Genomic DNA, 12603 nt, shown 5'->3' on the forward strand with positions numbered 1-12603 from the left:
AAAAAAGACTTGTTAAAGTGTTTACTCCCTTTAACAAGTCTTTTTAAAATTCAACAAATTATAAGTTTTCGGTTTTTACGATAGCGTTGCTTTGTTTTTCGTGGAATTTTTTCATTACAAAACGTGCAATTGGTTGTGCAATCAATGTTTCAACCCAAAGCGCAATGAAAAAGTTTCTTGGCCAATTTAAGAATAAATGTCTAATTGGATCTAAACTAATCGTTCTTGTCCCAATCCATGTTCCAATTATTGTTAGTAAAAATGAAAGAATCGTTACACTAAATAAGATATTGAATAAAATATGAGCATTAAAGCTATCTGTTTTTTTAGTGAATTTTCCAACGAGTTTTTCTACCAAAGGTCCAACAAGCAGTCCTTCCAATAGAACTACACAAATCCAGATAAATGGCATTGTTTTTAAAGCCATCATATACACTTCTTTAGTCATCCCGCCAAATTCAAAAGCCATAATAATAGGGGCAATAATATTTACTGAAATAATTGATATAACACCTAAAAATAGTAAAAATTCTTTACCATTTCTTGGCAATCTTGTTTCGTTTTCCATTTTTTAACATCTCCATAGATTCTATTTCAGATGGTAAAACGTATTATGAAACAAAATTTTGTGCAGTTAAAAAAACACATAATTTACTTACAAATGACGCCACACACTGATAATTGCTGTACTCATTAATAGCAATTAAACAAAAAAATTGTGTACTCTTTTATCCACAATGGTAAAAACTGGAAAAAGAATAGACAATAGCAACAAAAAGACACTTTACCACACCAAAAACTTAAGGGTGTGGATAATTTATTTGTTCATCTGTACTAATTAGCACAATACTGCAATTATATCCGCGTTTGCTAGAAATAACAAGTGCTTTTTTCACACTAAAAAAAGTAGTGTATCCCATTTACCATGAGTACACTACTTTCCTATCATCCTGATTAAAAACTACTTATGAATATTGTTTTAACAAGTCATCAAATTCAGTGATAACAGCTTCTTGATATGCACCCGTATATGTTTTTCCTGTAAAGTGTTTCACTGCTTCTTTAGAAAGACGTTTCCAAGAGAACGTTTCTTTGCCAAATAATATTGGGTAATACAAAACATTGTTTTTAAGAGCAGCATTTAAATCTCCAGGGGCGTCTCCTACCATTAAAATTTCATCTTCAGCATAGCCATAGTCTTTTAATTCACTAATACAAGCAGCTTTTGTTCCAGCTTCTTGACCGTATACAACATCAACATGTGGCAATAAAAGATGTCTTTCCCATTCGCTGTATAAAGCTTCACTGTTTGCAGAACTTACGATTGCAATATCTGCCACTTCATGTAATTCATTTAGAACTTCTAATACATTAGGGAATGGTGCATCTTTACCAGCTAGCTCCTCGATTCCAGTATTTACTTTTTGACTCCAGTTTAAAGCTTTTTTAAGATCTTCAGCTGGATTTTTAGCGATTTCTTTTTCTAAAGAATTGTTTGATAGTTCTTTAGTAGTTTCTATCCATTCAACTAAATTAGAAATATCTCCTACTTCTTCTCCGTTTGTAACAGCCTCTTGCAATCCTAATACCAACCCTTTAAATCGGTTGATGCCTCGTGTCGTAGAATATAAATTAATACGATTCCAAATTCCTAAGAATTCATCACGATTTTTAATTCCGAAAACTTCTGCTGCTAATGGTCCAAAATACTTTTCATGTTTAATATTCATAGTATCCATTGCACAGCCATCTGAATCAACACAGATTAAAAATTGTTTTTTCTTTTTAAAAATATTTTTTTCCATGAGTAAACCCCTCTTTTTATGATTTAAAATCTTTACAGAAAGGAAGGGACATAAGAATAGTTATATTCTAGTGTCCCTATCCTCATTTCTTTGAAAACGTTTTACGTTTTTAATTATACACCTGAATACGCATGGAATCCACCATCAATTGGTAATACAACTCCGTTAACGAAACTTGAAGCTTTTTCGTCAGCTAAGAATAATAATCCGCCGATCAATTCTTCAGGTTCGCCAAAACGGTTCATTGGTGTACTTGCAAGGATTTTGTGTGTACGATCCTTTGGAGTTCCATCTTCATTGAACAACAATGCTTGGTTTTGTGTACTTACTAAGAATCCAGGAGCAATAGCATTTACACGGATACCCACGTGTGAGAAGTATACTGCTAACCATTCTGTAAAGTTGCTGATTGCTGCTTTAGCGCCTGAGTATGCAGGAATTTTTGTTAATGGAGTGAAAGCATTCATACTTGAAATATTGATGATGTTTGCTCCTTCTTTTCCAAGCATATCTTTAGCAAATACTTGAGTTGGAAGCAATGTTCCAAGGTAGTTTAAGTTGAAAACAAATTCGATTCCAGATTTGTCTAGTTCGAAGAAAGATTTAACGCCTTCCATTCCTTCCATTTCGTGGAATTCATTTTCTGTAGATGCTTTAGGGCTATTTCCGCCAGCTCCGTTAACTAGAATATCTGCAACACCGAAGTCTGCAACAACAGCGTCATGTGCTTCTTGCAAGCTTTCTAATTCTAAAACGTTTGCTTTGTATCCTTTAGCTTCTCCACCAGCTGCAACGATTTCGTCAGCGTATTTTTGAGCTGCTTCAACGTTTAAATCTAATAAAGCTACTTTTGCACCCGCACGAGCTAGTTCTTTAGCAAAGAAAGAACACAATACTCCACCAGCTCCTGTTACTACTGCTACTTTACCTGTTAAGTCATGTGTGAATGGTGATGTCATTTTAATTTCCTCCTCTTAATATCTGTTGGTTTTATTATCTAATAGCTTGGACCTTCTCTTATTTGGTAGAAGGCCAAACTATCATGAATAGTTTTTATTTATTTTGCGTCAGCTTTGGCTTTTTGAGCCGCTTCATATAAACCATTAAGATAAGTTGCGCCTAAAGCACGGTCGAATAAACCGTATCCTGGTTTACCAGTTTCGCCCCAGATCATACGTCCGTGGTCTGGACGGATAGCACCTTTAAAGTCGTGGTCGCTTAATGCTTTAACTACACGGTACATGTCAATTGAACCCATTTCAGATAAGTGAGCAGATTCTTGGAATGATTTCCCACCTATTAATTTAACATTACGTGCGTGAACAAAGTTAACACGATTTTTTTCTAACATACTTTCTAAGATAGCTACTGCGTCATTTTTAGGATCAGATGCAAATGAACCTACACATAAAGTAACGCCATTGTATTCGCTGTCGTACAATTTAATGAAGCGATCTAATGCAGCTTGTCCAGTAATGATACGAGGTAAGCCAAAAATGCTGTATGGAGGATCATCCGGGTGAATGGCCATCTTAACGCCTGCAGCTTCAGCTGTTGGCATAATTCCTTTGATAAAGTACTCTAGGTTTTCCCAAAGTTTTTCATTATCAATTGATTTGTATTCATCCATTAAGTTGTTCATTTCTTCAGCAGTGTAACTTTCATCCCAACCTGGTAAAGAAAGTGTACGAGGGTCCATTTTGTTTACTTGTTCTTCATCAAAGATCAAGGCATTTGAACCATCTGGAAGTGGATAAGCTAAGTCAGAACGAGTCCAGTCAAAAACTGGCATGAAGTTGTAACATACTACTGGAATTCCAGCTTCTCCTAAATTTTTCAACGTTGTTTTATAGTTTTCGATGTATTTATCACGTGTTGGTTTTCCTGTTTTGATGTCTTCATGAACAGGAACACTTTCAATAACAGAAAGTTCTAATCCTTTTGCTTCGATTGATGATTTTAATGCTTGGATTTTTTCTAACGGCCATATTTCTCCAACTGGGATATCATAAATAGCTGAAACTATTCCTTTCATTCCCGGGATTTGGCGGATATATTCTAATGAAATCGGATCTGATTCACCGTACCATCTAAATGTCATTTTCATTGTAATTGAACTCCTCTTTATATGTTTTTTAGTTTACTTTATTAAAGTATTCCATAGCGTTGTTGTAACAAATATTTTCAACCAGTTTCTTCAATAGTTCTTGATCATTAGGGAATTTTCCGTTTTCAACGCGTTCTCCAATGAAGTTACATAGGATACGACGGAAATATTCGTGACGTGGGTAAGAAACAAAACTACGTGAGTCTGTTAACATCCCAACAAAATGCATCAATAAACCATGATCTGCTAATGCTTCCATTTGTCTCAACATACCTTGTTCGGTATCGTTAAACCACCAACCAGAACCAAATTGAATTTTCCCTTTGATTCCTTCATTATTTGTTTGGAAATTTGCAACTGTACTTGCTACCACATCATTGTATGTTGGGTTCAAGTTGTAGACAATCGTTTTAGGCAATTTATCTTCTTTATCCAGTGCGTTTAAAATGTTGTTTAACGCAAAAGCAACATTTGTCTGATCATTGATTGAATCAAAACCAGCGTCTGCTCCTACTAAGTCAAACATACGAGAGTTGTTGTTACGGATTGCTCCAAAATGAAGCTGCATAACCCATCCTCTTGCATGGTACATTTTTCCTAAATCAGATAATAAACGTGTTTGATATTTGGCATTTTCTTCTGCTGATACTTCTTTTTGAGCCAATCCTTTTAAGAAGATTGCTTCAATTTCTTCATCACTCGATTCTGCGTAGAGTAGTTTTCCTAGACCATGGTCTGAAATAATAGCCCCACGTTCGTTGAAATAATCTACACGAGCCTCAATTTCTGTAATCAATTCTTTGTAAGTTGTTACATCTTTAGAAGAAACCTTTTGCAATTTATCAACAAAATTCAAGAATTTTTCTTCTCCAACTGCAAAAGCTTCATCCGGACGAAACGAAGGAGCAACTTCAACTGTGAAATCTGCATCTTCACGAATAACCTCATGAAACTCTAAAGAATCTGTTGGATTATCAGTTGTTCCAATAAAGGTAACATTTGAGTTGTTGATCAATGTTCTAGCTGTTAATCCGTTTTCTTTAATAGCTTGATTCGCTTGATCGTAAATCAATTTCCAATTTTTTGAATTTAATAATTCATCAACACCAAAATAGCGTTTCAGTTCAAGGTGAGTCCAATGATACAAAGGATTTCCTACAACAGATTCTACCGTTTGTGCCCATGCTTGAAATTTTTCTTCTGAACTGGCGTTACCAGTAATTTTTCCTTCTGGAATCCCATGAGCACGCATTGCGCGCCATTTATAGTGATCTCCAGCTAACCATAATTCAGTTACATCGGCAAACTTATAATCTCCAGCAATTTGTTGAGGATCTAAGTGACAATGGTAATCAAATATTGGTAATGATTCTGCAAAATCATGATACAACTGTTTTGCTGTTTCATTCTGTAACATAAAATCTCTATTAATAAATGACATTACTATACCCCTTCCAATAATCAGCTTGCTTAATTCGTTTAAGATAAACAGACCTATTTAGAAGAATTAGTTACCTGAACGAATTTCTTTGTACCGGTCAGCAAAAGTTTTTGCTGTTTCAGTTACGGCTTGATATCCTTTTGTAGCTACATCTTTTGTTAAAGCACTACCTACTCCAACGCCCCATGCTCCATTGTTTACCCAAGTATGCATGTTTTCAAGGTTTACTCCACCTGATGGCATTAATTCCACATGAGGAATTGGACCGTGAACATCTTTAATGAAGCCTGCACCTAGTATTCCACCTGGGAATACTTTAGCAACTTCTACTCCAGTAGCCATTGCATTTGCGATTTCTGTTACAGAACCACAACCTGGCAAATAAGGAATAGTGTAGCGGTTACATATAGTTGAAATTGCTGGGTCAAAATGCGGGCTGACAATAAACTTAGAGCCGGCTAGTATAGCGATTCTTGCTGTTATATCGTCCATTACTGTTCCTGCACCAATTACCATATCTGTTCCTGCAAAATCAGCTGCTAAACGAGAAATAACTTTATCTGCGTTTGGTGTACTGAAGGTCACTTCAATATTTTTTATTCCACCTTCATAAGTTGCTTTTGAAATTTCATAACCATCGTCTTCCGTTTTTCCACGTACGACCGCGAATAAAAAATTTTCTTCTAGTTTTGCTAATGTTTCTCTTTTAATACTCAACTAAAATCCTCCTTTTAATCGATAGTTTCATAATGCGATACCTTATTTCATAATACGGGTTAATTATAACTTTTTTAAGAAGCATAGTCAACACAACCCTGCGTTTAATAAAAAAAGATTCCCTTAACCTTGCAGATGCTATCCTTAATATAAATTATACTCACTTTATTTTTACTGTAACTTAATCTAGCTTGGAATTTTCATTGAAGCTCTCACTCTATCTAATTGAACTTAACTTTATTCTTTTTGAGAGGCTTGTGCTTTTTTTTAAACTATCCTATACTAGCTTATATATCTCGTATCACATTATAAAACTTAACTATCAGAATACCTATACTCTAAAAAAAGGATGTAATAAAAATGGTTGCAAACTCGCCCAATAGAGTACAATCGGTTGATCGTGCTCTTTTAATACTTGAAACGCTTTCAAATTATGACATGCTTAGTTTGATGGAAATTAGTGAAAAAGTCCATCTACATAAAGCAACGACTCATCGTCTTGTTAATTCACTTCTTGAAAATGGGTATATTGAAAAAAACCCTGTAACAAAACAATACAAGATTTCTTTAAAACTCTTCCAAATTGGGAATCGCCGTGTCCAAAATATTGATTTTTTAAATGTGGCTAAAAGTATGATTCGTCAATTAGCACAAGAACTAAATCAAACCGTTCATTTAGTTGTTGAAGACAATGGTGAAGTTTTATATATTGATAAACACGACCCCAGTGGAAATGAAAATCGCTTAAGCTCAAAAATTGGTCAAAAGGCTCCAATGTATGTCACAGCTGTTGGGAAAGCGATGTTAGCAACAAAATCTAATGCAGAAATTAGAGAGATGTGGAATCAAAGCGACATTACCTCTTACACCGAGCACACTATCACTTCTCTTGATGACTTTTTGAAAGAAATTGAAACGGTTCGTCAAAATGGATACGCGATCGACAACCAAGAAAATGAATATGGTGTTGTTTGTATAGGTGCTGTATTTTCTAGCTATAAAGACCTTTCAGCTGGTGCCATAAGCATTTCTATTCCTGCTTCTGACACTGAAAAAAAACCTTTTTACATTGAAAAAATTATTGAAACGTCAAATAAAATTTCTCGTTTATTAGGTCAGTTTTAATTACTGCCAAACAAATAACCTCAATGGATTTTAAAAATCCATTGAGGTTATTTGTTTATTTTAGATTTATTTTTGGACATTTGTAAAAACACCACAAATACCTTTATATAGGAAGACTTTTGTTAAATCAAGCAGTCTTTTCCTATATAAAGGTTTTTTTACTCGTTAACTAGTTTGCAAATTTTTGTAATTTCTTAGAATTTTGTATCTTCAAATCCACAAAATGCATCTACCGGTGAAACACCTTTGAATTCTGAACGACCTAAGAATTTGTCAACTAAAGCTTTCATTGTAAACTCTTTACTGTCATAAGCATTGATGTACGTTTGTACTTGAGGTACGTCAGCTAAATGGAATGGAGATTGTAATGAAACAAAAATTGTTGGCACTTCATGTACGTAGAAAGGAATATCTGGTGTACCTTTTGAAGCTGGCCATTGGATACGTTGATCTGTATTTGGGTTAACGATAGCTAAGTTAAGGATCAAATCATAGTTTTCAGTTAATTCAGCAATTGGACGTTTTTGAGCATATACATTTCTTAATGCTGCTTGTCGCTCTTCTTCGGGCATCTTCATGATTTTTTCTTCTGCAGCTTCCCAAATAGTTACTTCAAATCCTTCTGATTCCAGCAATTCTTTCATTTTAGCAGACGGTCTTGCGTTTTCACCGATCATAGCACCAAATCCACCTTGAGTTCCTTTAACGTCTACTAATAGAACACGTTTATGAGATTGTGGGGATAATGGGAAAATGTCTTCATTATTTTTAACCAAAGTGATAGCCTTTTCTGCCACTTCTTCAGCAATTTTAACGTTTTCTGGAAGACCGATTTTAGCCATTGCTTCTTCTTTAGAAGGTAAAAGTTCTGTTTTCGCTTTTTTGTGTAAACCTAAAGCAGCTTTTGTCCCTAAAATACGAGTCAACGCTTCTTGCATACGATCTTCAGTGATGACACCATTCTTGTATCCATCCATCATCCATTGGAAGTCTTCATCTGGATCATTAAAGAATAAGAACAAATCAGAACCTGCAGCAACTGAAGCAGGTAGCATATCTTTACGTTTCATTGATCCTGTTAATGCTACCATGTGACTTGCATCAGTAACAACAAGACCATTAAAGCCCATTTTATCTCTTAATAAATCAGTTAAAATATATTTGTTGATCGTAGCTGGAAGAGTAGCTTCTTGTAAAGTTGCATCTGGTTTGAAATGACGTACATAAGAAGGTAAAGAAATGTGTCCAGCCATAATAGAAGGAAGTCCAGCATCAAATAATGATCCGTAAACTTTTCCAAAAGTAGCATCCCAATCTTCTACAGAATAAGGGTTAGGTGCAAAAGATAAATGTTGGTCACGTTCATCAATTCCGTCTCCTGGGAAGTGTTTAGCTGCTGGAGCGATTCCACTTTCTTGGATCCCTTTCATGTAGGCAAGAGATAATTCGATTGTTTGATCAACGTCTCCACTCCACGTACGAGTTGAGATAATCGGGTTACGCCAGTTACGGTTGATATCAACGATTGGAGCGAAACTCCAGTTACATCCAATAGCCGCAGCTTCAACACCAGAAACACGTCCCATTTCGTACGCATACTTAGAATCGTTTGTTGCAGCAATTTTAACTTCTACACCAACATATGTTCCATCTGTACAAGCACCATTTCCGCCTGCTTCAGTATTTGCAGCGATCAACAATGGAATTTTACTATTTTCTTGTAAGATTCTATTTTGTTCATAAACTTCTTCAGCTTTACCTGGATTGTAACGAACTCCAGCAATGTGGTAGTCATTTAAAACGCCCGTTAAATATTCCTCAGTACGGCTTGAACCCATATTGATAAATAATTGACCAATTTTTTCTTCATCTGACATATTCTTAATTGTGTCATTTACCCATTTAATTCCAGATTCATCTAAGTTATACGGTTTTTCTTGTAAATTTACTTTCATAATAAAAATCTCCTTTGATTGTATTTTTAGTTGTTCCCATCCAGTAAATAAGGATGACAAATTCAGCATAAATAAAAAGCGTTTTCACTTACCTATAAAAAACTTAACGAATATTAATTTTAATAGTCATTTTTTAGAGATATCTTGCTTGAGGCCACTATTCAACTATTTGTAGAATACAACTCCTTTATTTTAGAATCACGAAAACTTAGTATCATATAATGAAACCATATTTCATAAAGCGTTTTTATTGTATCATCAAAATAACAGTTTGTCATACCCTTTTTTACATTTGTAGATTTAAAATACGTGTTATGCATCAAATATGGACTCTATCCACTAACTATGAGGTCATTGCCTAATGAATCTAGCTGTCTTAGTTACATTCTACAAATAATACTTTAATTTTTTTCATTTAACCCTTCCTTCTAAAGTACTTATGCCTAATTATTTAGGGCAAGCGTACTAAATAATTAGGCATAAAGCAACCGTTCTCGCCTCCTAATGATTCCTAAAAAAGGTGGATTAAAAGTTAGCTAATTGCTTAACTTTTGATCCACCTTAATAATTTTTATTCGGATTTGAAGAGTGATTTATTTTAGCTGATTAAAGAATTTTCTGCTATATAATTTAGTAAAGTCTCTCTATTTGGCAAACCTTCATTATCCCCTAGATTTTGGACTTGAATGGATCCAATCGCGTTTGCACGAATAGCCGATTCTTCTACAGTTAATCCATCAAGATAACCACTAATGATCCCTACCGCAAAACCATCTCCCGCTCCTACCGTATCGACTACTTTTTCAACTTTAAAACCAGGAACAAAAATCTTTTCCTTGCCAACACCCTTGACATAAGCTCCTGAAGCGCCCATTTTAAGTACGATATATTTCACACCTTTTTCGAAATAAAAATCAGCTATTTCATCTGGATCATCTAAGCCCGTTAGTATTTTTGCTTCTGAAATTCCAGGTAAAATGACATCTGCATAGGTTGCCAACTCATTCAGCACTTTTTTCATAATTTCTTCACTTTCCCATAATGCGGGACGCAAATTGGGATCGAATGTAATAAATGTGCCTGCTTCTTTTGCCTTACTCATTAAGTAATAAATGACGCTTCTAACGGAACGACTGACTCCAGATGGAATTCCAGTAATGTGCAACACTTTAACTTGTGTAAAATCAATTACTCCAATTAAATCTTCTATAGAAAGTTCAGAAAAAGCACTGCCTTTTCGGTAATAAGCCGTTTCAGGATCTCCTTCATCTGTTTTACTTTTCAACATAAAACCTGTGTTGCTGTCTTCATCAAATGATATGAATTCCGTTCCAATTCCTTCAGATTCTAAAAATTTCAAAATATATCGGCCAAAATAATCTTGTCCTAGACGAGTAAGTAATTCCACGTCCATTCCTAAGCGAGATAAACCAATGCTGACATTCACTTCTGCTCCAGCAACTTTTTTAGAAAAGTATAGAGCATCATCTAGTTTGCCAGATTCATCTGCACTAAATAAACCCATTGCTTCTCCTATTAAAACAACATCTTTTTTCATTCCTTTACACTTCCTAATCAATTTTTTTAAAGAGAGTCAAGTTATCCTCAACTCTCTGACAATGGTATTTATTTTTTGTAGTTAAAATCAGGGATAGATTCCCAACGTTCTTTTAATGAACGAACAACCATTTTCGGTTGACGAGCACGATTGAATATTCCTTTTTTATTTCCTTGAACACGGTTTATCCCTTGTTTCGTTTCAAAATCAGCAAAATTCCATAATTGCTCGCCCACAAAGTTAGGGATTTCATCAAAGACTTTATGATTCATGGCATAATAATCCACTTGATACTCTTCAGTAAACAATTGGTTTTCAATTCCATGCATTCCTGGAATAGTATCTGCACCATATTCAGTGTACATAATGGGTTTATCAGGATACATTTCTTGCCATTTTAATAACTCTTCGCGTGTACTTTCTTCTGCTGTTTTTAAATCTCCACCTTGAATATACCAACCATAATAACGATTCAATGCGATAACATCACACAAAGCTTCACATTTATCTGCTTCTGGGGTAGACATCATAATATTTACATATGTGCAAGGACGGTTTTGCGGATCTAATTCTCTGGCCAGGTCAAACAACGGTTCAAAGTACTCATAAGAACCACTTTGGTGGGTTGCAGGTTCATTCGCAATCGACCACATCACAACACTGGCATGATTTTTATCACGAGCAATCAGCTCACGAATCACTTGTTCATGTGCTTCTCTTGTTTGCATTATTGACCATGTGTTATTATCTTTCCCTTTATCTGCGCTCATTGCATCAAGATTAAAATTAAAGGCTTCAAGTAATCCAACGGCTGTTGTTTCATTAATGACTACAATTCCTTCACGGTCACATAGTCGCATCATTTCTTCTGAATAAGGATAGTGAGATGTACGGAATGAATTTGCTCCCATATACTTGAATAAGTTCAAATCTAAAACATTAGCGGCTTCATTGATCCCACGTCCATTGATATAAGTGTCCTCATGTTTTCCGAAACCTTTAAAGTAGAACGGTTCACCATTAATTAAAAACTTGCCTTCTTTTGTTTCAACAGTTCGTATACCAAAAGGTTCCTCGTAAGTGTCTACCACTTCTCCATCCGTTATACAGTCTACTTTTGCGGTATAAAGATAGCTGTTCATGGGTTGCCATAAGTGTACATGTTCAATAGTAGTTTCAGCTTCTTTTCCAGAAGCCATTGCTGCAACATTTCCTTCTTCATCTAATACCGTTACTTTTACTTCATCAAATTCGCCTACCGTCTTGACAGTGAAGGCTACTTTTGCCCTTTTTGCGACTATATCAACTTCAGGAACAATCGTCACATCTTGAATATAGTCCCAAGGAGTTGAATACACTTTGACTGGACGTTGCAATCCAGCGTAATTAAAGAAGTCAAAGTTTTCATCTACTTTACGAACAATGTGACCGTCTTCATCTATTGATTCCGTATAGTTTCCTACTGGCAATGTCGTGTAATCTAACATGTTGCTTATCCGAACAGTCAAACGATTTTTCCCTAGTTTTACATATTCATTGATTTCACTTTCAAATGGCATGAATCCACCTTTGTGATGCACCACGAATTCTCCATTGATGTAAACCCACGCTTCATGAGTTGCAGAACCAAACCGCACTACTAAACGCTCACTTAACACCGGTTTTGCAATTGACAGATCTGTTTCGTACCAAACAAAACCACTATGTTCACGAATTTCAGAAATGACACCTTGATCATTAAATGACGCAGGCACTGCCATAACCTCTTTTGTTGGCAAGGGTTGTTTAATATCTATCTCTTTTAGTTCTTTATCAATCATAAATTTCCAGATTCCACTTAAATCTGTTAATGTGCGAGTAGCTGTTGTAATTGGATATAGCATATTACACTCTCC

10 protein-coding genes are annotated in these 12603 nt (G+C 35.2%); 1 reads left to right on the plus strand and 9 read right to left on the minus strand.

Annotated features, from left to right (window positions below; all coding sequences use genetic code 11):
• Positions 1-58: 58 nt before the first annotated feature.
• The 6 genes from CAR_RS10350 to CAR_RS10375 all read right to left on the minus strand — a co-directional run bounded on the left by CAR_RS10350 (position 59) and on the right by CAR_RS10375 (position 6070).
• Positions 59-568, minus strand: a complete 510-nt coding sequence (locus tag CAR_RS10350; RefSeq protein WP_013711683.1) for a hypothetical protein — start codon at positions 566-568, stop codon at positions 59-61.
• Between the two features lie 397 nt (positions 569-965).
• Positions 966-1805 carry an HAD family hydrolase gene (locus CAR_RS10355; RefSeq protein ID WP_013711684.1) on the minus strand — a complete coding sequence of 280 codons (840 nt, stop codon included), beginning with the start codon at positions 1803-1805 and terminating at the stop codon, positions 966-968.
• Positions 1806-1918: 113 nt separating this feature from the next.
• Positions 1919-2764: an SDR family oxidoreductase gene (locus CAR_RS10360; RefSeq protein ID WP_013711685.1), complete on the minus strand. Its 846-nt coding sequence runs from the start codon at positions 2762-2764 to the stop codon at positions 1919-1921.
• A 98-nt stretch (positions 2765-2862) separates the two neighbouring features.
• Positions 2863-3912, minus strand: coding sequence for a mannonate dehydratase (gene uxuA / locus CAR_RS10365; protein ID WP_013711686.1), 1050 nt, complete (start codon positions 3910-3912; stop codon positions 2863-2865).
• A gap of 28 nt (positions 3913-3940) precedes the next feature.
• Positions 3941-5353, minus strand: a complete 1413-nt coding sequence (gene uxaC, locus CAR_RS10370) for a glucuronate isomerase (RefSeq protein ID WP_041556602.1) — start codon at positions 5351-5353, stop codon at positions 3941-3943.
• 66 nt (positions 5354-5419) lie between these two features.
• Positions 5420-6070, minus strand: coding sequence for a bifunctional 2-keto-4-hydroxyglutarate aldolase/2-keto-3-deoxy-6-phosphogluconate aldolase (locus tag CAR_RS10375; RefSeq protein WP_013711688.1), 651 nt, complete (start codon positions 6068-6070; stop codon positions 5420-5422).
• 360 nt (positions 6071-6430) lie between these two features.
• On the opposite strand from CAR_RS10375, the gene CAR_RS10380 reads away from it, so the two are divergent.
• A complete protein-coding gene (locus CAR_RS10380; protein ID WP_013711689.1) occupies positions 6431-7195 on the plus strand; it encodes an IclR family transcriptional regulator in 765 nt (254 codons plus the stop codon).
• 194 nt (positions 7196-7389) lie between these two features.
• Here the strand turns inward: CAR_RS10380 and CAR_RS10385 are convergent, their stop codons facing one another.
• The 3 genes from CAR_RS10385 to uidA form a co-directional block, all read right to left on the minus strand.
• On the minus strand, positions 7390-9150 hold the full coding sequence (locus CAR_RS10385; RefSeq protein WP_013711690.1) for a glycoside hydrolase family 3 protein: 1761 nt from the start codon (positions 9148-9150) through the stop codon (positions 7390-7392).
• Positions 9151-9748: 598 nt separating this feature from the next.
• Positions 9749-10708 (minus strand): sugar kinase, encoded by a 960-nt coding sequence (locus tag CAR_RS10390; RefSeq protein ID WP_013711691.1) that lies wholly within the window; start codon positions 10706-10708, stop codon positions 9749-9751.
• A gap of 68 nt (positions 10709-10776) precedes the next feature.
• Positions 10777-12591, minus strand: coding sequence for a beta-glucuronidase (gene uidA, locus CAR_RS10395; protein WP_013711692.1), 1815 nt, complete (start codon positions 12589-12591; stop codon positions 10777-10779).
• Positions 12592-12603 lie beyond the last annotated feature (12 nt).

The sequence above is a fragment of the Carnobacterium sp. 17-4 genome, assembly GCF_000195575.1.
Classification (GTDB): domain Bacteria; phylum Bacillota; class Bacilli; order Lactobacillales; family Carnobacteriaceae; genus Carnobacterium_B.